This window comes from Paracoccus sp. SMMA_5_TC, from assembly GCF_009696685.2.
In the GTDB taxonomy this organism is placed as follows: domain Bacteria; phylum Pseudomonadota; class Alphaproteobacteria; order Rhodobacterales; family Rhodobacteraceae; genus Paracoccus.
The window spans coordinates 245,868-267,380 of sequence record NZ_CP102356.1 but is presented as its reverse complement, the minus strand read 5'-3'; the positions used below and the strand labels follow the sequence as shown (position 1 = coordinate 267,380).

General features: G+C 65.0%; 20 protein-coding genes. 12 read left to right on the top strand and 8 right to left on the bottom strand.

Features of this window, described 5'->3' with window-relative positions; genetic code table 11:
• Positions 1-98 precede the first annotated feature (98 nt).
• The 4 genes from ihfB to trpB all read left to right on the top strand — a co-directional run bounded on the left by ihfB (position 99) and on the right by trpB (position 2,813).
• The gene (gene ihfB / locus GB880_RS14880) at positions 99-386 is read left to right on the top strand and encodes an integration host factor subunit beta (protein WP_154489824.1); all 288 of its coding nucleotides are present in this window, start codon (positions 99-101) and stop codon (positions 384-386) included.
• A 35-nt stretch (positions 387-421) separates the two neighbouring features.
• Positions 422-838, top strand: coding sequence for a LapA family protein (locus tag GB880_RS14875; protein ID WP_154489822.1), 417 nt, complete (start codon positions 422-424; stop codon positions 836-838).
• Positions 839-1,486, top strand: coding sequence for a phosphoribosylanthranilate isomerase (locus tag GB880_RS14870; RefSeq protein WP_154489820.1), 648 nt, complete (start codon positions 839-841; stop codon positions 1,484-1,486). It abuts the gene before it with no gap.
• Between the two features lie 94 nt (positions 1,487-1,580).
• Complete coding sequence (trpB, locus tag GB880_RS14865) at positions 1,581-2,813, top strand: tryptophan synthase subunit beta (RefSeq protein WP_154489818.1); 1,233 nt, start codon at positions 1,581-1,583, stop codon at positions 2,811-2,813.
• 17 nt (positions 2,814-2,830) lie between these two features.
• Here trpB and GB880_RS14860 read toward each other — a convergent pair whose 3' ends face one another.
• Complete coding sequence (locus tag GB880_RS14860) at positions 2,831-3,451, bottom strand: DsbA family protein (protein ID WP_154489816.1); 621 nt, start codon at positions 3,449-3,451, stop codon at positions 2,831-2,833.
• A 93-nt stretch (positions 3,452-3,544) separates the two neighbouring features.
• On the opposite strand from GB880_RS14860, the gene alkB reads away from it, so the two are divergent.
• On the top strand, positions 3,545-4,174 hold the full coding sequence (gene alkB / locus GB880_RS14855; protein WP_154489814.1) for a DNA oxidative demethylase AlkB: 630 nt from the start codon (positions 3,545-3,547) through the stop codon (positions 4,172-4,174).
• Between the two features lie 29 nt (positions 4,175-4,203).
• Here alkB and GB880_RS14850 read toward each other — a convergent pair whose 3' ends face one another.
• Both GB880_RS14850 and puuE read right to left on the bottom strand, forming a co-directional pair.
• The gene (locus GB880_RS14850) at positions 4,204-5,028 is read right to left on the bottom strand and encodes a bifunctional allantoicase/(S)-ureidoglycine aminohydrolase (protein ID WP_154489812.1); all 825 of its coding nucleotides are present in this window, start codon (positions 5,026-5,028) and stop codon (positions 4,204-4,206) included.
• 82 nt (positions 5,029-5,110) lie between these two features.
• A complete protein-coding gene (gene puuE / locus GB880_RS14845) occupies positions 5,111-6,517 on the bottom strand; it encodes an allantoinase PuuE (protein WP_154489810.1) in 1,407 nt (468 codons plus the stop codon).
• A 218-nt stretch (positions 6,518-6,735) separates the two neighbouring features.
• Between puuE and GB880_RS14840 the strand changes: the two genes are divergently transcribed.
• On the top strand, positions 6,736-8,037 hold the full coding sequence (locus tag GB880_RS14840) for an NCS2 family permease (RefSeq protein ID WP_154489808.1): 1,302 nt from the start codon (positions 6,736-6,738) through the stop codon (positions 8,035-8,037).
• A 241-nt stretch (positions 8,038-8,278) separates the two neighbouring features.
• On the opposite strand, the gene guaD is transcribed toward GB880_RS14840, so the two are convergent.
• Genes guaD through xdhA form a run of 4 tightly spaced genes read right to left on the bottom strand, consistent with a single transcriptional unit; the run spans position 8,279 to position 14,023 of the window.
• Positions 8,279-9,556, bottom strand: a complete 1,278-nt coding sequence (gene guaD, locus GB880_RS14835) for a guanine deaminase (RefSeq protein WP_154489806.1) — start codon at positions 9,554-9,556, stop codon at positions 8,279-8,281.
• Positions 9,544-10,287: a xanthine dehydrogenase accessory protein XdhC gene (xdhC, locus tag GB880_RS14830; protein ID WP_154489804.1), complete on the bottom strand. Its 744-nt coding sequence runs from the start codon at positions 10,285-10,287 to the stop codon at positions 9,544-9,546. The genes guaD and xdhC overlap by 13 nt, the downstream gene beginning before the upstream one ends.
• Positions 10,284-12,581 (bottom strand): xanthine dehydrogenase molybdopterin binding subunit, encoded by a 2,298-nt coding sequence (xdhB, locus tag GB880_RS14825; RefSeq protein ID WP_154489802.1) that lies wholly within the window; start codon positions 12,579-12,581, stop codon positions 10,284-10,286. The genes xdhC and xdhB overlap by 4 nt, the downstream gene beginning before the upstream one ends.
• Entirely contained in the window at positions 12,578-14,023 is a 1,446-nt protein-coding gene (gene xdhA / locus GB880_RS14820; RefSeq protein ID WP_154489801.1) for a xanthine dehydrogenase small subunit, read from the bottom strand. The genes xdhB and xdhA overlap by 4 nt, the downstream gene beginning before the upstream one ends.
• A gap of 118 nt (positions 14,024-14,141) precedes the next feature.
• Between xdhA and GB880_RS14815 the strand changes: the two genes are divergently transcribed.
• Positions 14,142-15,038, top strand: a complete 897-nt coding sequence (locus GB880_RS14815; protein ID WP_154489799.1) for a LysR family transcriptional regulator — start codon at positions 14,142-14,144, stop codon at positions 15,036-15,038.
• Between the two features lie 82 nt (positions 15,039-15,120).
• On the opposite strand, the gene pdxR is transcribed toward GB880_RS14815, so the two are convergent.
• Entirely contained in the window at positions 15,121-16,593 is a 1,473-nt protein-coding gene (gene pdxR, locus GB880_RS14810; protein ID WP_154489797.1) for a MocR-like pyridoxine biosynthesis transcription factor PdxR, read from the bottom strand.
• A gap of 117 nt (positions 16,594-16,710) precedes the next feature.
• On the opposite strand from pdxR, the gene GB880_RS14805 reads away from it, so the two are divergent.
• From GB880_RS14805 to GB880_RS14785, 5 genes are all read left to right on the top strand, one after another.
• Complete coding sequence (locus GB880_RS14805; RefSeq protein ID WP_154489795.1) at positions 16,711-17,721, top strand: TRAP transporter substrate-binding protein; 1,011 nt, start codon at positions 16,711-16,713, stop codon at positions 17,719-17,721.
• 84 nt (positions 17,722-17,805) lie between these two features.
• Positions 17,806-18,366 carry a TRAP transporter small permease gene (locus GB880_RS14800; RefSeq protein WP_154489793.1) on the top strand — a complete coding sequence of 187 codons (561 nt, stop codon included), beginning with the start codon at positions 17,806-17,808 and terminating at the stop codon, positions 18,364-18,366.
• On the top strand, positions 18,363-19,703 hold the full coding sequence (locus GB880_RS14795; protein ID WP_154489791.1) for a TRAP transporter large permease: 1,341 nt from the start codon (positions 18,363-18,365) through the stop codon (positions 19,701-19,703). Before GB880_RS14800 ends, GB880_RS14795 begins: the two co-directional genes overlap by 4 nt.
• Before the next feature lie 14 nt (positions 19,704-19,717).
• Entirely contained in the window at positions 19,718-20,113 is a 396-nt protein-coding gene (locus GB880_RS14790) for a nuclear transport factor 2 family protein (RefSeq protein WP_154489789.1), read from the top strand.
• Between the two features lie 8 nt (positions 20,114-20,121).
• Entirely contained in the window at positions 20,122-21,513 is a 1,392-nt protein-coding gene (locus GB880_RS14785; RefSeq protein ID WP_154489787.1) for an NAD(P)/FAD-dependent oxidoreductase, read from the top strand.

Genomic DNA, 21,513 nt, shown 5'->3' with positions numbered 1-21,513 from the left:
ACCAAACGCGGGCTCCGGCGTTCGCAGATTGATCGCCCTGCAACCCGGTCTATGATCGGGACAGGAATTCCCGTGAACCACCAGATTCAGGAAGCGCAATGATCCGATCCGAACTGATCCAGAAGATCTCCGAAGAAAACCCGCACCTGTTTCAGCGCGACGTCGAACGGATCGTCAACACCGTGTTCGAGGAGATCATTTCAGCCATGGCGCGCGGCGATCGGGTCGAATTGCGCGGCTTCGGGGCCTTTTCGGTCAAGAAGCGCGATGCACGTCAGGGCCGCAACCCGCGCACCGGCGAATCCGTCAGCGTCGATGAAAAGCATGTGCCCTTCTTCAAGACGGGCAAGCTGCTGCGCGAACGGTTGAACGGTCAGGCCGAATAGTCCACATTGGCCGCAATTTCTGCTGCGGGGACGACATGCGTGTGATCCGGCTGGTTCTGTTCGGGCTTCTGGCCCTGGTGCTGATTATGATAGGGACTGCCAATCGCGGCATCATCACCGTCAGCCTGGTGCCCGAAGCCTTTGCGCCCTTTGTGGGCGGACGCTGGGCGCTGAACATGCCCGCCTTTCTGGCCCTGTTCCTGGCCATGCTTTTCGGGGTGCTTGTCGGCCTGATCTGGGAGTGGTTGCGCGAATCGCGCCTGCGGGCCGAGGCGCGTGTCCATGCCAATGAATTGGCGCAATTGCAGCGCGAAATCGGGGCAATGCGTCGTGCCCCGGTCGGACCAAAGGACGAGGTTCTGGCGATTCTTGACGAGGCGGCGGCGCAAAAATCCCCTGCCGCTACCGCGCCGGCGACATCGGCGACCACGACGCTGCCGGCGCCACGCTGAATGTCGGTTGCCGTCAAGATTTGCGGGATCAATGATCCCGAGGCCCTTTCTGCTGCGGTGGAGGCGGGCGCGCGCTTCACAGGGTTCGTTTTCTTTCCGCCCTCGCCGCGCCATGTCTTGCCGGAACTCGCGGCACAGCTGGCTGCAAAGGTGCCGCTGGGGGTGGCCAAGGTGGGGCTGTTCGTCGATCCGACCGACCAGGCGCTGGATGCTGTCCTGACGCAGGTGCCGCTGGACATGATCCAGCTGCACGGGCACGAATCGCCGGCGCGCGTGACCGAGGTCAAGGCCCGCACCGGCCTGCCCGTCATCAAGGCAGTGGGCGTGGCCGACCCCGAGGATCTTGCGGCGCTGTGGGATTATGGGCTGGTCGCGGACATGCTGCTGATCGACGCCAAGCCGCCGCGCGACGCGGCGCTGCCCGGTGGCAACGGCCTTGCATTCGACTGGCGGCTGCTGGCGGGGCGGCAGATCCTGAAGCCATGGCTGCTGGCCGGCGGGCTGACCCCCGACAATGTCGCCCAGGCCATAAGGTTGACGCGCGCGCGGGGCGTCGATGTTTCATCGGGGGTGGAAAGCGCGCCGGGGATCAAGGATCCGCAGCGCATCCGCCGCTTCATCGCCCGCGCCACCGCGCCCATCCTCTGACTGGCCCGCAGGCTTTACCGCCGCCATGATCGGCGATATGACAGCCAGGGCGGCCATAACCGCCGCCTTTCCCTTTTCCCGCACGAGGACAGCCATGGCCGAGGATCTTGTCAACAGCTTCATGACCGGCCCGGACGATCAGGGGCGGTTCGGGATTTTCGGTGGCCGCTTCGTCAGCGAAACCCTGATGCCGCTGATCCTGGACCTCGAGGCCGAATACAACCGTGCCAAGGACGACCCCACCTTTTGGGCCGAGATGCAGGATTTCTGGGCACATTACGTCGGCCGGCCCTCGCCGCTGTATTTCGCGCCGCGCCTGACCGAGGAGCTGGGCGGCGCGCGCATCTACCTGAAGCGCGAGGAGCTGAACCACACCGGCAGCCACAAGATCAACAACGTCCTGGGCCAGATCCTGCTGGCGCGGCGCATGGGCAAGACGCGCATCATCGCCGAAACCGGAGCCGGGCAGCATGGCGTGGCCACCGCCACCGTCTGCGCCCGCTTCGGGCTGAAATGCGTCGTCTACATGGGCGCGCATGATGTCGAACGCCAGGCGCCTAACGTGTTCCGCATGCGGCTGCTGGGGGCCGAGGTGGTGCCCGTCACCTCGGGGCGCGGCACGCTGAAGGATGCGATGAACGATGCGCTGCGCGACTGGGTGACCAATGTGCGCGACACCTTCTATTGCATCGGCACCGTGGCCGGCCCGCATCCCTATCCGGCGATGGTGCGCGATTTTCAGACCATCATCGGCCGCGAGACCCGCTGGCAACTGGCCGAGCAAGAGGGCGAGGGCCGGCTGCCCGACACGCTGGTGGCCGCGATCGGCGGCGGATCGAATGCGATGGGGCTGTTTCACCCGTTCCTGGACGACCCTTCGGTGCGCATCATCGGGGTCGAGGCCGGCGGCCGCGGCGTCGATGAGCGGATGGAACACTGCGCAAGCCTGACCGGCGGTCGACCCGGCGTTCTGCACGGCAACCGCACCTATCTGCTGCAGGACGCCGAGGGCCAGATCCTTGAAGGACATTCGATCAGCGCCGGGCTGGACTATCCTGGGATCGGCCCCGAACATGCCTGGCTGAAGGATCAGGGTCGCGTCGATTATGTCAGCGTGACCGATGACGAGGCGCTGGCGGCGTTTCAGCAGCTTTGCCGGCTCGAGGGGATCATCCCGGCGCTGGAATGCAGCCATGCCCTGGCCCATGTCGCCAAGATCGCCCCGGAATTGCCGCGCGACCATATCATCGTCGTCAACCTGTCGGGACGCGGCGACAAGGACATCTTCACCGTGGCCCGCCATCTTGGGTTCGAGATGAAGGTCTGAGACCGGCCGCGCCGGGGCTAGGGCTCCGGATGCGCCTCGGCCACCAGCGCCGCCAGATCCTTCTGGGACAGATAGCCGAAAACGGCGCGGTCGCCGGCGATGAAGCTGGGGGTGCCGACCAGGCCGATCCGGTCCGCCAATGCCAGCGACTGTTCGATCTGCGCGGCAATCGCCGGGGCCTGCATGTCGCGTTCCAGCCGCGGCACGTCAAGTCCCGCCTCGCGCGCGACCCGCAGCACCGACGCGGCATCAAGCTTGCCCCGGCTTGCCATCAGCGCGCGGTGGAACTGCGCATAGCGCCCCTGTTCGCCCGCGGCCAGCGCCGCCATGGCGGCATAGCGCGAGCCTTCGCCGAAGATGGGCACCTCGTGCACCACCACCTTCAGCTGCGGATCTGTGGCGATCAGCGCCGCCACCTGCGGCGTCACCTTGCGACAGAATCCGCAATTATAATCCGAGAATGCGACCAGGATCCTGCTGCCCTTGGGGTTGCCCATGACCGGCGCTTGTGGATCCTCGAACACGGCACGACGGATCGCGGCAATCTCGCCGGCGCCTTGGCTGGCCTGGGGCGCCGATACCGGCAACAGCACTATCAGGGCGGCGGTCAGCGCTGAAAGCAGTTTGCAAGTGGACATATGGACATTCCCTGGTCAGGCACCCATCTGAAAACCGGCACAGCCCGGCCGGTCAAGGGCCCGGCGCTGACATTTTCGTAAGAGGGGGCGGCGATGCAGGCCGATCTGTTTGGCAGACAAGCAGAGATAATGGCGCCGGGGGCGATGATCCTGCGGCAATGGGCGCTTGATCCGGCACTGATCGACGCGGTGGCACAGGTGGCGCAGGCGGCACCGTTTCGCCACTTTATGACCCCGGGCGGACGCCGCATCGGGGTCGAGATGACGAATTGCGGCGCGCTTGGCTGGGTCAGCGATGCCCGGGGCTATCGCTATCAGGCCACCGATCCGCAGGATGGCAAGCCTTGGCCCGCGATGCCCGAAGCACTGGCGCAGCTGGCGGCCCAAGCGGCAGAAGCGGCGGGGTTTCCCGGCTTTTGCCCCGATGCCTGCCTGATCAACCGCTATGTGCCGGGCGTCCGCATGGGCCTGCACCAGGATCGGGACGAGGCCGACATGACCGCGCCCATCGTCTCGGTCTCGCTGGGTCTGCCGGCGACCTTCCAGTTCGGCGGACCCGATCGGCGCGATCCGGTGCGGCGCCATCTGCTGGAACACGGCGATGTGGTGGTCTGGGGCGGGCCGGCGCGGCTGAACTGGCACGGCATCCTGACCCTGCGCCCCGGAAATCACCCGATCACCGGGCCGGTGCGGCTGAACCTGACCTTTCGGCGCGCGGGCTGATGAAAAGGGGGCCTGTCGGCCCCCTGGCATCATTTCCAGATCGGTGCGTGGCGGTTCACGTCCTTGTAGAGCAGATAGCGGAACGGTCCCGGACCACCGGCATAGCAGGCCTGCGGACAAAAGGCGCGCAGCCACATGAAATCTCCCGGTCCCACCTCGACCCAGTCGCGGTTCAGGCGGTAGACGGCCTTGCCTTCGATCACGAACAGACCGTGTTCCATGACGTGGGTTTCGGCAAAGGGGATCGAGCCACCGGGCTGGAAGGTCACGATGGTGATGTGCATGTCGTGGCGCAGGTCGGTGGGATCGACAAACCGGGTCGTGGCCCAGGCGTCGGTGCCCGGCATCGGGCTGGGCGCGATGTCGCGTTCGTTGGCGATGATCGGCTCGGGCTTGTCCACGCCCGCGGCCGGCTGCCAGCGCTTGCGCCACCAGTGGAAGCGCGAGGTTGCGTCGCCGTTGCGGATCGACCAGGCGCTGCCGGCGGGCACATAGGCAAAGCCGCCGGGGGTCAGGTCGTGGCTTTGCCCGTCAATGGTGATGGTCAGCTCACCGTCGGTGACGAAAATGGCCGATTGCACGCCGGCGTCGTCCTCGGGCTGGTCCGAGCCGCCCTGCGGTGCCAGCTCGACGATATACTGGCTGAAGGTTTCGGCAAAACCCGACAACGGGCGCGCGATCATCCACATGCGCATGCCGGTCCAGCCGGGCAGATAGCTGGTCACGATGTCGCGCATCGTGCTGGCGGGAATGACCGCATAGGCTTCGGTAAAGACGGCGGTATCGGTGGTCAGGTCCGTCTGCGGCGGCAGTCCGGCGAAGGGCCCGGCATAGCTGGGCGATCTGGCGGTCATGGCAGGTCTCCGTTAGGCCGGGGCGGCAGGTTTGCCCGGCGGAATGCGCCTGCCCGCTGTCGGACGGGCAGGCGATGGGCAATCAGCTCAGGATCTGGTGGATGCGCAGTTCCGCGATGCGCGCGACCTGCTTTTCGGCTTCGCGCCGCTCGGTCTCGGTATCATTGGCCAGGCGTCTTTGCATGGCGGCCATGATCGAGGGCTTGTCGTGGTCGCGCACGGCAATGATGAAGGGGAAGGCGTGCTTCTCGACATAGGCCGTGTTCAGCCTGTCGAAGGTGGCGCGTTCCTCGTCGGTCAGGCTGTCCAGCCCCGCGCTGGCCTGTTCTGCGGTGCTTTCGGCGGTCAGACGCTTGGCCGCTGCCAGCTTGCCGGCCAGGTCCGGGTGCGCGCGCAGCACATCCAGGCGTTCGCGATCCGAGGCCGAACGGAAAATCTGCGCCATACGCGCGGACAGACCACCGGGCGTGTCGTGAATCGCGCCCATCTCGCCGTCCCATACCCTTTCGGCAACCCAGGGCGAATGTTCGTAGACACTGCCGAAGGTGGCGACGAATTCGTCGCGCGACATTTCCGAAGGCCGCTGCCGAGGCTGGTAAGGGTGTTCCTTGGCCCAGTGGCGGGCGATGTCGAGCCGGGTGGCGAACCAGACGCCTTCGTGCTTGCGCGCATGTTCCAGGAACTTCTGCACCGCGATGGCGCGGCCGGGGCGACCGGCCAGGCGGCAATGCAGGCCGATCGACATCATCTTGGGCGCGCCGGCCACACCTTCGGCATAAAGCACGTCGAAGCTGTCGCGCAGATAGTCGAAAAACTCGACCCCGGTGCCAAAGCCCTGGCCGCTCGAAAACCGCATGTCGTTGGCGTCCATGGTATAGGGCACCATCAGCTGCGGCTTGCCGTTGTGAACATGCCAATAGGGCAGTTCGTCGGCAATGGTGTCGGCCAGATATTCGAACCCGCCTTCTTCGCAGCCAAGCGCGACGGTGTTCATCGAGCAGCGCCCCTGATAGAAGCCGCGCGGACGTTCGCCGGTGACGCGGGTGTGCAGTTCGATGGCCTGGGCAATGTGTTCGGCCTCGACCTCGCGCGGAATGTCGCGATAATCGATCCACTTCAGGCCGTGAGTGGCGATTTCCCAACCGGCGCGCTGCATGGCGGCGACCTGTTCGGGCGCGCGTTCCAGCGCGGTCGCGACGCCATAGACGGTGACGGGCACATCCTTGAGCATGCGCCACAGCCGCCAGAAGCCGGCACGGGCGCCATAATCGTAGATGGATTCCATGTTCCAGTGACGCTTGCCCGGCCAGGGCTGACAGCCGATGATTTCCGACAGGAACGCCTCGGATGCGGCATCGCCGTGTTCGATGCTGTTTTCGCCCCCTTCCTCGTAGTTCATGACGATCTGGACGGCGATCTTGGCATTGCCTGGCCAACGCGGATCGGGCGTATGCTCGCCATAGCCAATCATGTCGCGGCTGTATCGCATCGCTTGCATCCCTTTTCTGTTTCTGGCTCTATGAACACATCGCCTTCCGGCCCGGAATTGACAATGAAGAGATTGTAAAAACAGAACCTGATTTCTGTTGAAAATCCTTCTTTCTCAAGCCAGCATAAAAACTCTGTCGCCATAGCCCGCATTTCCGTTGAAGGTCGCGCACGCTAATGTGACCGGCATGGCGGACGCGCCGCCACTTGGGAGGACAAATGCTAGAGAAGCAATTCGGGCTTTCGGCCCACGGGACCAATGTCAGGACCGAGGTGATCGCGGGGATCACCACCTTCCTGACCATGGCCTACATCATCTTCGTCAACCCCGACATCCTGTCCACGACGGGAATGGACCGCAATGCGGTCTTTGTTGCCACCTGTCTGGCGGCGGCATTGGGGTCGGCGATCATGGCATTGTGGGCCAACTGGCCCATCGGGATGGCCCCGGGAATGGGGTTGAACGCCTTTTTCGCCTTTACCGTGGTCGGCACCCTGGGATTCACCTGGCAGCAGGCGCTGGGGGCGGTGTTCATTTCGGGGATCATCTTCCTGATCCTGACCGTGACCGGGATCCGACGCTGGCTGATTGCGGGGATTCCGACCTCGATGCGCAGTGCCATCGCCGCAGGTATCGGGATGTTCCTGGGCCTGATCGCGCTGAAAAACGCGGGCATCGTGGTCGGCAGCCCCGCCACCCTGGTCACCCTGGGCGATCTGACCGCCACCGGCACGCTGCTGGCGATTCTGGGATTTTTCATCATCGCCGCGCTTGATGCGCTGAAAGTGACCGGCTCGATCCTGATCGGGATCCTGGTGGTGACCGTGATCTCGATCGCCATCGGCGCCAGCGCCTTCGGCGGTGTGATCTCGATGCCGCCGTCGATCGCGCCGACATTCCTGCAGCTGGATATCGCCGGGGCTCTGACCGCGGGCATCTTCCATGTCATCCTGGTGATGGTGCTGGTCGAGGTCTTTGACGCAACCGGCACCCTGATCGGTGTGGCCAAGCGCGCCGGTCTGCTGGTCGAAGGGCCGACGCATACCAACAAGGGTCTGGGCCGGGCGCTGATGGCCGATTCCACGGCCATCCTCGCCGGTTCGATGCTGGGCACCAGCTCGACCACCGCCTATGTGGAAAGCGCCTCGGGCGTGCAGGCGGGTGGCCGCACCGGTCTGACGGCATTGATCGTGGCCGGGCTGTTCCTGCTGGCGGTGTTCTTTGCCCCGCTGGCCGGCTCTGTTCCCGCTTATGCCACTGCGCCGGCGCTGCTCTATGTCGCCTGTCTGATGGTGCGCGAGTTCGAGGAAATCAAATGGACCGACGTCACCGAAAGCGCCCCTGCGGTGCTGACCGCCCTGATGATGCCTTTCACCTATTCGATCGCCAACGGTCTGGCTTTCGGTTTCGTCAGCTATGCGCTGATCAAGCTGCTGACCGGTCGCGTGCGCGAGGTGCATCCGGCAACCTGGGTGGTGGCGGGGCTGTTCGTCATCCGCTTTGCCTTCTTCATGGAATAGGTCAAAGACGACACCATGCAAAAGAACCGGGCGGGGCCATCGCGGCCCCGCCCTTTTTCATTGCCGCCGTGGCGCGCCGAAGGCGGCGCCGGGTCTTGTCCGGAGCCTAGCATCGCCGACCCTGTCAGCGCAGTTGCCGACGTGAGACTGGCTTGAGGTCCACTGTCCCATCGGCAACGCGCAAAAGATGACGCCCGCCTGATGGGCAGGCGGGCGCACTGGCTCCGGAGGGAGGTCCGGGTCAGTCCAGCATCGGTTGACCGGCGACATAGGTCTGGGCGATCGAACGGTCGTCGCCCATGATCTGCAGGATGAACAGTTCTTCGGCCAGGGTCTGGGCCCGTTCCATCCGCAGTGCCATGGCCGGGGTGGCGCGGCTGTTCAGCACCACCAGATCGGCGTCCGAACCGGGGGCCAGGGTGCCGATGCGGTCCTCCATCCCCAACACGCGGGCATTGCCGCGCGTCGCCCAATGGAAGGCGGCGAGGGGATGCAGCTTCTGTCCGCGCAATTGCAGGATCTTGTAGCCTTCGTTCAGCGTCTGAAGCATCGAATAGCTGGTGCCGCCGCCGATGTCGGTGGCGATTCCCGAACTGATGCCGCGCGCGCGCAGCCCGCCTTCGTCGAACAGGCCCGAGCCCAGGAACAGGTTCGAGGTCGGGCAGAACACCGGATGCGAGCCGGTTTCGGCCATGCGGTCGATCTCGCGCGGTTCCAGGTGGATCGAATGACCCAGCAGGATCTTGTCGCCCAGCAGCCCGTAATGTTCGTAAATGTCCAGATAATCCCGCGCCTTGGGATAGAGGCTGAGGGTAAAGGCGATTTCGTCGCGGTTTTCGCTCAGGTGGGTCTGGATGTGGCAATCGGGATGTTCGCGCGCCAGTTGCCCGGTCATTTCCATCTGCTCGGGGGTCGAGGTGATGGCAAATCGCGGGGTGATGGCATAGCGTTGGCGGCCGCGGCCGTGCCATTTGGCGATCAACGCCTTGCTGTCGTCATAGCCCTGTTGCGGCGTGTCCAGCACCATCTCCGGCGCGTTGCGATCCATCATCACCTTGCCGGCGATCATGGCCATGTTGCGCGCCTCGGCCGCGGAAAACAGCGCCTCGGCGGATTGCGGATGCACCGAGCAATAGGCCACCGCGGTGGTGGTGCCATGGCGCAGCAGCAGGTCCAGGAACTTGTCGGCCATGGCCGGGGCATGGCCCTGCTGGGCAAAGCGCGCCTCTTCGGGGAAGGTATAGGTGTTCAGCCAGTCCAGCAGCTGCGCGCCCCAGCTGGCCACCACCTGCACCTGCGGAAAGTGGATATGCGTGTCGATGAAGCCGGGCAGGATCAGATGCGGGCGATGGTCGATTTCAGGCAATGCCGGATCGCGCAGGCTGGCATAGTCGCCCACTGCGGCGATCTTGCCGTCATCGGTGATGACGGCCCCGTCTTCGTGATAGGTATAGGCGTCCTCGACCTCGACCGGGTCGGCGTGAAATGAAAGGACGCGACCTCGGATCAGTTGTCGCATGATTGGCGTTTCACCTTGCTGGCGGTCTGTGTCAGCCGTCCGATCAGTTCGGCGGCGGTAAAGGCGGCGATGATTTCGGGGCGCTTGTCCTGCGACCAGCCGGCGCCGATCGGGCAGGTCAGACGTTCGGTGTCAAGCCCCTGGGCACGGGCGTGGCGGCGGAACTGGACCAGCTTGGTGTTGCTGCCGATCATCCCGATATAGGGGGCGTCCAGCCGCCGCAGCGCCTCGGCCGCCAGCAGGAAATCCAGCGCGTGATCATGCGTCAGGATGACATAACTGCTGCCATAGGGCGCCTTGCGGATTTCGGCCTCGGGCAGCGGGGTCAGACGGGTTTCGCCGCTGGCAAGCGCCAGTTCGGCGGGCCGCTGGTCGATGACAATGGGTCGCACGGGCAGCAGCGCCAGCGCGCGGGCCAGCGCACGGCCCACATGTCCGGCGCCAAAGATCAGCACCTGCGGCAGTTCAGCCGCCGCAGGCAGATGCTCGACATGGGTCAAGGTCAGTTCCACCCGCCCACCGCAGCACTGGCCGATTTCAGGGCCCAGGGGCACATCCATCGTTGCCGCGGTTTCGCCGCGCGCCAGCATCTGGCGCGCGCGGTCGATGGCCATGTATTCCAGCTGGCCGCCGCCGATGGTGCCCTGGATGCCGTCGTTGGTCACGTGCATCATCGCACCCTTTTCGCGCGGGACCGAGCCCCGCGCGCGTGTGACCTCGACCCGGATCATCTGAGCTTCTCGATCGCCATCAGCACCCGTTCCGGCGTCGCCGGCGCGTCGATGCGCGGATGTTCGCGATAGCCGTTGAAGGACGCCACCGCCATGTTGATCGCCTCGAACACCGAAATGCCCAGCATGAAGGGCGGCTCGCCCACGGCCTTGGACCGCTTGATGGTGTTTTCGCGGTTTACCGACCAGTCGGCCAGGTTGACGTTGAACACCTTGGGCCGGTCGGACGCCAGCGGGATCTTGTAGGTCGAGGGTGCATGCGTGCGCAGCCGGCCCTTCTGGTCCCACCACAGTTCCTCGCTGGTCAGCCAGCCGGTGCCCTGCACAAAGGCGCCCTCGACCTGGCCCTTGTCCAGCGCCGGGTTGAGGCTGCGGCCCACGTCGTGCAGCACATCGGCACGCTCGATCACATATTCACCCGTCAGCGTATCGACCGAGACCTCGGCACAGGCCGCGCCATAGGCAAAGTAGTAGAATGGCCGACCGCGGCCGGTATCGCGGTCCCAGTGGATCTTGGGCGTCTTGTAGAAGCCTGCCGCCGACAGCTGCACCCGCGCCATATAGGCGGTCTTGATGAAGTCCTGGAACGGCATCTCCTCGTCGCCGATACGGACGGTTTCGCCGATGCTGACCAGTTCGGGATCGACGCCGCGTGCCTCGGCAGCAAAATTGCGCAACCGCGTCAGCAGCTGTTCGCAGGCATTCAGCGCGGCCATGCCATTGAGGTCGGACCCCGAGGATGCGGCGGTGGCCGAGGTGTTGGGCACCTTTTCGGTCGTGGTCTTGGTGATCTTGATCCGGTCGATATCCACACCCAGAGCCTCCGCCACGACCTGCGCGACCTTGGTGTTCAGACCCTGACCCATCTCGGTGCCGCCGTGGTTCAGATGGATCGAGCCATCCGAATAGATGTGGATCAGCGCGCCGGCCTGGTTATACCAGGTCGCAGTGAAGCTGATGCCGAACTTGACCGGGGTCAGAGCGATGCCCTTGCGGATGGCGCCGCCGCGGGCGTTCCAGTCCAGAACCGCCTTGCGGCGCGCATGATAGTCGCTGCTGGCCTCGAGTTCCTCGAAGATGCGCGGCAGGATCTGGTCCTCGACCTCCTGGTGATAGGGGGTCAGCTGGCCGTTCCGATACAGGTTCAGCTTGCGGATTTCCAGCGGATCGCGGCCCAGGGCATAGGCGATTTCCTCGATCGCGCGCTCGGCCATGATGACACCCTGCGGCCCGCCGAAACCCCGGAAAGCGGTGTTCGAGCAGGTGTTGGTTTTCATCGGGTGGCTGCGCAGTTCGACCGCCGGATAGTAATAGGCGTTGTCGGCGTGGAACAGCGCCCGGTCCGTGACCGGTCCCGAAAGATCCGACGAATAGCCGCAGCGGGCATAGAAATCGGCGTCCACCGCATGGATGCGGCCGCTGTCGTCATAGCCGACCTGATAGTCGATGACGAAATCGTGGCGCTTGCCGGTGATCTGGAAATCGTCGTCGCGATCGGGACGCAGCTTGATCGCCCGGCGCAGCCGCTTGGCCGCCATCGCGGCCACGCTGGCAAAGACGTTCATCTGCGATTCCTTGCCGCCAAATCCCCCGCCCATGCGACGAACGTTCACCACCACGGCGTTCGACGGCACGCCCAGCACATGCGCAACCATGTGCTGCACTTCGCTGGGGTGCTGGGTCGAGACATTGACGATCACCTCGTCATCCTCGCCCGGGATGGCCATGGCGATCTGGCTTTCCAGATAGAAATGTTCCTGGCCGCCGACAGTCAGGCGCCCGGACAGCCGGCGCGGCGCCTTGTCCAGTTCCGACATGTCGCCCCGCGCCAGTTTCAGCGGCTTGGTGACATAGCCCATTCCGGCGTCGCGCGCCGAGATCGCATCCAGGGCAAAGGGCAGTTCCTCGTATTCGATGCGCGCCAGCTTGCAGGCACGGCGCGCCTGGTCGCGGGTTTCGGCGATCACCGCAAAGATCGGCTGGCCGACGAACTGGACTTCGGTATCGGCAAAGACCGGTTCGTCATGCAACCCGGTCGGGCTGATGTCGTTTTCGCCGGGCACATCCTCGGCCGTCAGCACCAGATGCACGCCCGGGGCATTGCGCACGGCGGACAGATCCATGCTGGTGATGCGGCCGTGCGCCACGCTGGACAGCCCCAGATAGGCATGCAAAAGCCCCACCGGCTCCATCAGGTCGTCGGTGTAATCGGCCTGACCCGTGACGTGTTTGATCGCCGAGTCGTGGATGATCGAGGTATGCGCTGCACCCTTCACGATGACGTCCTGTTTCATTCGACCCTCCTCAGGCGGTGTTCCGCGCCCGACTGTTCCAGCCAGAAGCGACGGAAGAAATTGGCGGCAAGTTGCTGGCGGTATTCGGCACTGCCCCGCCAGTCGCTAAGCGGCTGGAAGTCGTTGGCGACCGCCCGGGCGGCGGCTTCAAAGGTTTCTGCGGTGAAGGGTTGACCCTTCAGCGCTGCCTCGGCGCGGGCGGCACGCTTGGGCGTGGCGGCCATGCCACCGAAGGCGACGCGGGCGTCGATGATGGTGGCACCGTCGGTCTCGATGCGGAAGGCCGCGGCCGAGGCGGTGATATCGGCGTGATGGCGCTTGCTGACCTTGTAGGCGGCGATGCGGGCCTGACCCTTCAGCGGCACGGTGATGCTTTCGACGAACTCATCCGGCCGGCGATCCTGCTTGCCATAGTCGATGAAGAATTCCTCGACCGGCAGGTCGCGGGTGCCGGCGGTGCTGCGCAGCCGCATGGTGGCGCCAAGCGCGATCAGCAGCGGCGGCGTTTCCCCGATGGGCGAGCCATTGGCGACATTGCCGCCGATGGTGCCGGCGTTGCGCACCTGCCAGCCGCCGATGCGGCGCCAGTAGTCCAGCGCTTCGGGGAAATGCTGCAGGATGAAGGGCTCGAACTCTGTGTAGGTGACGCCCGCACCGATGGTGATGTGGCCGGGAGTGATCTCGATCTGCTTCAGATCCTGAAGATGACCGATGAACACCGCGGGCGAGATGTCGCGCAGGAACTTGGTCACCCACAGCCCGACATCGGTGGCGCCCGCGACGATCGTGGCCTTGGGGTTTTCCGCCAGAACCACCGCCAGATCGGCGGCATCGGCGGGCAGGATTGCGCGGTCGTCGCCGCGCGCAATCTCGACACGTTCCGCGGGAATGGCCTTCAGCGCCTCGGTCACGCGGTCGCGTTCGACCGACAGCGCATCCATGTGCTGACCGCCGGCCTCGCTGGCGGCAAAGGCGGCCTTGACGATCGGTTCATAGCCGGTGCAGCGGCACAGGTTGCCTTGCAGCGCGGTCTCGATGGCCAGCATGTCCGGGCGCGGATTCTGCATCCACAAACCGTAAAGCGCCATGACGAAGCCTGGCGTGCAGAAACCGCACTGGCTGCCGTGGTGTTCGACCATGGCGGCCTGGACCGGGTGCAGCCCGCCATCCGCGCCGCGCAGATGTTCGACCGTCACCACATGGCAGCCGTGGCAGGATGCCAGGAACCGGATGCAGGCATTGATCGGTTCATAGTGCAGCCTGCCATGGTGCAGCCGTCCGATCAGCACCGTGCAGGCGCCGCAGTCGCCTTCGGCGCATCCCTCCTTGGTGCCGGTCAGTCGTCGGTTCAGGCGCAGAAAATCCAGAAGGGTGTCGCGTGACCCCGCTTCCGTCAGGCGCACCTCGGTATCATTCAGCAGAAATCGCAATTCCTGGGCCATGCGCTCCTCGCTCAGCTTGGCTGGGTATGCGGCAAAGGTAAATGCGAATGGGTCTTTGCGAAATCACCGATTGAGCATAAGACTTTTTGTGATTCCTTGAAAGCGCCGGCGGGGGTCTATGCCATATCTTGAAAGTCTGCGGGTGTTCGTGCGGGTGGTCGAACTGGGGTCGATCACGGCGGGTGGGCGTGATCTGCGCATGTCGCCGGCCGTGGCCTCGAACCGGATCAAGGATCTGGAAACCCGCTATGGCGTGCGTCTGCTCAATCGCACGACGCGCAAGCTGGTCCCGACCGAGGTAGGTCGGGCATTCTATGAAAACGCCCGGCGGGTGATCGAAACCCTGGACGAGGCCGAGGCCGTCGTCTCGGGGTTCTCGGGGATGCCGCATGGCGCCTTGCGTGTTACCGCGCCCCTGGGCCTGGGCCGGCGGCTGATCGCGCCCCTGGTGCCACGCTTTTGCGACGAATATCCGGGGGTCGAGCTGCGCTTGCGCCTGTCGGATCGCAACGTGGACATCATCGCCGATGGCATCGACCTGGCCTTTTTCCTGGGCGAGCCGCAGGATTCGGCACTGAAATGGCGGCGTATCGCCGAATGTCCGCGCGCGCTGGTGGCGACGCCCGGCTATCTGGCCGAACGCGGCAATCCCGAGCGCCCCGAGGATCTGGCCGGGCATAACTGCCTGTTGCTGCGCTATCCGCGCAGCCCGGAATATTACTGGGTGTTGCAGACCCCCGAGGGGCCGCAGAAGATGCTGATCAATGGGCGCTTCGATGCCGATGACGGCGACGTGCTGACCGAATGGGCGCTGGAGGGGCGTGGCATCGTCAACCGCCCCCGATACGAAATCGCCGCCTATCTGGCGTCGGGTCGGCTGGTCGAGGTGCTGCCGCAGACCCCGCCGGTGCCGTCGCAGTTCGGCGCGCTGACCCCGCATCGGCGCCTTCAGGATCCCAAGGTGCGGTTGTTTGCCGATTATGTCGCCAAGGAATTGCGCAGCGTCTTTGGCTGATATGGGTCCGGTCCCATCGTCCGTGCCGATGGTGCCGGTGCCTTTCCGGGCCTGAGTCAGGGCGCATCCCGGTGATGCGCGATCATCCCGTTGCGCGCCGGGCGATCAGGTCGATGCCGGGCGCGATGGCATCTTCGCGGATTGATGAATAGCCCAGGCGGAAATAGGGACAGGGCACCGGTGGGCGCTCGAAGAACACCTGGCCCGGCTCGATCAGCACGCTGTCCTGTTGCAAGGCCAGCGCCAGCGCGGTGCTGTCGCAGTCGGGTGGCGCCTTGATCCAAAGGCTGGATCCGCCCGCCGGTGCCGCGCCGGCGATCTGCAACTGTGTTGAGGATAGCGACAGTTCCATGAGCGCCCGGCGCCGCTTCAGCGCCTGGCGCAGGCGCACGATATGGGCGTCGTAATGACCAAGCGCCAGGAAATAGGCGGTGATGCGCTGCAGGTGGTTGGGCGGGTGGCGCAGCATGATGGCCCGCAGCGACCGCGCGCGTGAAATCAGCGGGGCCGGCGCGACCATGTATCCGATACGCAGGCCGGGAAACAGCGACTTGGAAAAGCTGCCGATATAGATGACACGCCCGCTGCGATCCAGCGACTTCAATGCCGGGGCGGGCGGTGCCAGATAGGACATCTCGAAATCATAGTCATCCTCGACGATCAGGAAATCGTCGGCAGCCGCGCGGGCCAGCAACGCCTGGCGCCGTGCCAGGGGCATGGTGGCGCCGGTCGGGATGTTGTGGCTGGGGGTGACGATGACCAGGCGGGTGCCGATGGGCAGCATCGTCGGGTCAAGCCCGCCTTCGTCCACCGGCAGGAATGCTGTTGGACAATGCGCGCGCCGCAGGGTTTCGGCGAAATCGGGGTATCCGGGATCCTCGATCACCGCCAGCCGGTCCTGGCGCGCCAGCAGTTCGACGGCCAGAAACAGCGCGTTCTGCGCCCCCAGCGTCACCAGGATTTCATCAGGCCGGGCATGGATGCCGCGCCGGGGCAGGCTGTGCGAACAGATATAGTCGATCAGCATCGGATCGTCGGCGCCATATTGGTCGGCCGCAAGCTGGGCGAAATCGCGCGTGCCCCAGGCGCGGCGCGCGCAATCGCGCCAGGCATTGTGGTCGAACAGTGCCGGATCGCTTTGGCCATAGATGAAGGCATAGCGATAGTCGCGCCAGTTCGCCGGCTTGCGGATCACCCGCCGCCGCGGCTGGTGACCGGCCAGCCAGCGGTCCCAGTCCGGAGGGGATTGCAACGGGGCCGGCTGCGCCTGCGGCACGCTGACCCGTCGATGCGGCACGGTGGCGGCGACAACAATGCCCGACCGCGGCCGGGGCTCCAGATAGCCTTGGCTGACAAGTTCCTGATAGACCAGCGTCACAGTCATCCTCGAGATGCCAAGCGCCAGCGCCAGCGCCCTTGACGACGGCAACCGGCTGCCGGCGGGGGCGCGTGTCTCCAGGATCGCCTGGACGATGGCTGCCGCCAGCCGCGCCTGCAGCGTGCCGGCGGCATTGCCGCGCTGAAAGAACATCTCGATGGGAATGCGGTTCTTCATCTGGACCTATGTTTGGCCTGAACTGGACATATCGTTACGTCCCGTCACCTGCAAGATTTCCCCGCATCAAAGAGCGCCGGACACAGGCGACGCATGACCAACAAGGGAGCTTGAGCAATGTCGATGATGACCCGTCTTTTGGCTGGAACCGCAGTGGTGCTGGGCCTTGGCCTGTCCGTGCTGACCGCTGGCGCCGCCGAATATCGGATCGCGGTGGGCGATGGCGCCGGCGGCACGCAAGAGGCGCTTGGCAAGGCCTTTGTGGCCGCGCTGCAGGAAAAATCGGGTGGAAAGATGACGGCCAAGCTGTTTCTGAACGGGCAGCTGGGCGACGAACAGGACACCGTGACCGCCGCCGCCACCGGCACGCTGGATTTCTCGATCCTGGCGATCAACAACATCACCCCGTTTTCGCCCAGCGTCGGCACGCTGACCCTGCCCTATGTCATCCTGAGCCAGGAGGACGCCGAAAAGATCACCCAGGGCGAGGTCGGCCAGCAGATGATCGATAAGACCATCGAGGATGCCGGCGTGCGCATCATCGGCTGGGGCTATTCGGGCTTTCGCGTGCTGACCAACTCGAAAAAGCCGGTATCGACCGTGGCCGATCTGAAGGGGCTGGTCATCCGCGTGCCCAAGAACGAGATCATGATCGAATCCTATAAAAGCTGGGGCATCAACCCCACGCCTATGGCCTGGGGCGAAACCTTTGCCGCCCTGCAGCAGAAGGTCGTCGATGGGCAGGACAACCCCTACATGACAATCTATGCCATGAAATTCGACGAAGTGCAGAAATACATTACCAACCTGCGCTACATCTTCTCGATCGAACCGCTGATCATCTCGGAAAGCCTGTTCCAGAGCCTGTCCCCCGAAGAGCAGCAGCAGGTGCTGGAGGCCGGTCAGGCCGCCACCGCCCATTCGGCGCGTTTCCTGCGCGAAGAGGAAGCCAAGATCAAGGAACAGCTGGTCCAGCGCGGCATGCAGATCACCGAACCGGCCGACGGCGAAAAGGAATTCATCGACCGCGCCACCACACAGGTCTGGCCCCGGTTCTATGACCAGATCGGCGGCAAGGAGGTGCTGAACGCGGTCCTGACCTCGCTGGGCCGGCCGGCGGTCGAATAGGCGACCCTTCCCCCCCCCTGGGCGCCCTGATCGGGGCGCCCCTTTTTCGCCCCATCCGCAACGCCCCTTGACCGGAGGCCAGTCATGTCTGCGCTCTGGACCCATCTCGACAAGCTGGAAAGCTATATCTGCCGCATCCTGCTGGCCGTGTTCGTGACGCTGCTTTTCGTGCAGATCGTGGCGCGTCAGATCTTCGGCTTCTCGATCACCTGGATCGAGGAACTGTCGGTCATCCTGTTTGTCTGGTTCGCCTATTTCGGGGCGTCCTACGCCGCCCGCATCGCCGCCCACAACCGGGTGTCGTTCCATCTGAACGCGCTGCCGCGCCGACATGCCCGTATCGTCGAGGCCGTGGGCGACCTGTTCTGGATCGGCTTCAACCTGGTGTTCATCTGGCAGGCCAGCCAGTTCATCGCCCGGCTGAAACCCTTTGTCAAAGCCCAGACGCTGGGTTGGGAAATGCGTTACGTCTATCTGGCCCTGCCCATCGCCTTTGCGCTGATGACCCTGCGCATCCTGCAGGTCAACTACCTGAAACTGGTCAAGGGCATCGACCCGCGCGACCCCGACAAGGTCGAGGTTCAGGAAATGCTGGAACTGGCCGCCGCCGAACAGCGCGCCCATGCGCGGGAGCACAAGCAATGAACGTCTATCTGCTGGAAATCCTGTTCGGCAGCTTCTTCGGGCTGATGATCCTGGGGGCGCCGATCACCGTGGCGCTGGGGGTATCGGCGCTGGCGGCCATGTATTACCTGGGCGACAATCCGATCAAGATGGTGCAGATGGCCTGGTCCTCGGTCGGGTCGTTCCCGCTGATGGCGCTGCCCTCGTTCATCCTGGCCGGCGCGCTGATGGAGGCGGCGGGCCTGTCGCGGCGGCTGATTACCGTCGCGGAAAGCCTGGCCGGTCCCTTTACCGGCGGGCTGTCGGCGGCCACCATCGTCGCCTGCCTGTTCTTCGGCGCCATTTCCGGCTCGGGCCCGGCGACGACCGCGGCGGTGGGGATGCTGATGATCCCCGGCATGGCGCGCGCCGGCTATGGCAAGGATTACGCCGCCTCGGTCACGGCGGCCTCGGGCGGGCTGGGGATCGTGATCCCGCCGTCGATCCCCATGGTGATCTTTGGCATCTCGGCCATGGGCATTGCACCGCCGATCGAGGCGGTGGCCCACCACGGCCCGTTCCAGTCGGTGTCGATTTCCAAGCTGTTCATCGCCGGTTTCCTGCCCGGGATGGTCATGGCCGGCGGCTTGCTGACCATGAACTATATCCGCTGCAAGCGCCTGGGCTATCACGGTTCGGCCGAACCGCTGTCGCTGCGCAAGATCGCCGAGGCCTGCTATAGCGGTTTCTGGGCGCTGCTGGCGCCGGTGGTGATCCTGGGCGGCATCTATACCGGCATGTTCACCCCGACCGAGGCCGCAATCGTCGCCATCTTCTACACGCTGTTCGTCGGCACCTTCATCTACCGCGAGCTGGATCTGACCGAAATCGGCAAGGCGCTTGAGGCGACAACCTGGCTGGCGGGGCGCGTGCTGCTGGTGCTGTTCACCGCCACGATCTTTGGCCGGGTGCTGGTCGAAAACAATGTCCCCGGCATCATCGCCGGCGGGGTGCTCAGCCTGACCACCAACATCTACGCCATCTGGGCGCTGGTGATCGGGATGCTGCTGATCGTCGGCATGTTCATGGAAACGCTGGCCGCCATCATGATCCTGGTGTCGGTGATGTTGCCGGTGGCCTATATGGTCGGCATCGATCCGGTGCATTTCGGCATCGTGATGATCTGCGCGCTGTCGGTCGGTTTCCAGACCCCGCCGCTGGGCGAAAACCTGTTCATCGCCTCGGGCATCTCGGGTGTGTCGATCGAACGCATCAGCCTGCGGGCGCTGCCCTTCGCCATCGCCTCGACCGCCTCGATCTTCGTCATCGCCTGTTTCCCCCAAATTGCCCTGTGGCTGCCACGCGCCCTGGGTTACTGAGCAAGGAGTGTCCCATGACCCGCAAACTGACCGCCGATGACCTGAAGGCGACATTCGATGCCTTCAACCGGCATGACATCGACGCGGTGATGACCCATTTCGCCGAGGATTGCGTGTTCTATACCGTCGCCGGCGAATACGAATACGGCAACATGATCCAGGGCAAGGCCGCGATCGCCAGGGCGTTCGAGGGCGTCTGGACCGCCATGCCCGACGTGCAATGGGCCGATCACAGCCATTTCCTGTCCGAGGACGGCACCCGCGGCGTCAGCCAGTGGACCTTTCGCGCCACCAACCCCGATGGCACCCGAACCGAGGTGCAGGGCGCCGACCTGTTCCGCATCCGCGACGGCCAGATCGTCGAGAAACAGGCGATCCGCAAGCAGCGCCCGGCGATCCCCGCGAAATGAGCCCCGCCATGCAACCCATCCCGCAACGCCCCGGCTCGGCCCCGTTCGATCCCTTCTACGATCCGATGACCGCCCGCAGCCTAGGTCCGGGCAGCGACTATGCGCCGACCTACTGGATCGGCACCGCCGGTCCCGCGCCGCAAGATGACGGCCCGGTGCGCGGCGACATCGACGCCGATGTGGTGGTGATCGGCTCGGGCTATACCGGGCTCAGCTGTGCGCTGCATCTGGCCAAGGAACACGGCATCAAGGCCACCGTGCTCGAGGCGAATGGCGCGGCCTATGGCTGTTCCACGCGCAATGGCGGGCAGGCCCAGATCAGCGCCGGGCGGCTGAAACGCAGCCAGTGGATCGACCGCTGGGGGTTGGAGGTCGCCCGGCGCATGCACGCCGAAATCTGCGAGGCGTTCGATCTGTTCCGCGGTCTGATCCGTGACCACGGCATCGACTGCGATCCGCAGGATGGCGGGCATTATTATATCGCGCACAAGGCCAGCGTGCTTCCGGCCCTGGCGCGCGAGGCGGCGCTGCTGCGCGACAGCTTCGGCTATGACGCCCGGATGCTGTCCCGCGACGAACTGCACGACGAAGTGGTCCGCGACATGGAAGCCCATGGCGCCATGTGGGAGGCCGATGGCGTGGGCATCCACGCCGCCAAGCTTGCCTTCGGTTATCTGCGGGTCGCCCGCGAACTGGGTGCGCGCGTGCATCCCGACAGCCCGGTGCTGGGCTGGGAATGTCGCGACGGCATTCACCATCTGCGCACGCCGGGCGGCATCGTGCGCGCCCGGCGCGTGGCGGTGGCCACCGCCGCCTATGCCCCGCGCAGCCTGCATCCCCGGCTGAAGGACCGGCTGATGCCGATCATGTCGAACAGCATCGTCACCCGTCCGCTGACGGCGTCCGAGCTGGAGGCCGTGGGCATCCGCAAGCTGTCGCCGCTGACCGATACCCGCACGCTGCGCCACTATTACCGGCTGCTGCCCGACAACCGGCTGCAGATCGGCTCGCGCGCGGCGATCACCGGACGCGACGCCGCAAATCCGGCGCATCTGGCGGCCCTGCGCGAGGGTATGGCCCGCAAGTTTCCTGCGCTACGCGGCATCGAGCTGGACTACAGCTGGTGGGGCTGGGTCGATGTCAGCCACGACATGATGCCGCGCATCACCGGCCTGCCCGATCTGCCGGGGGCCTTCTATGCCATGGGCTACGGCGGCAATGGCGTGATGTATTCCGCCATGGCCGGGCGGCGCATGGCGCAGCTGGTGGCCGGACAGCGGCTGCCCGACCTGCCCATCTTCAACAGCGAACTGCCCCACGAAGGCTGGAAAACGCCGTTCCGGCGCCTCGGCCAATGGGGACTCTACAAGATCTACCACTTCCGCGACGAGCGCAGATAA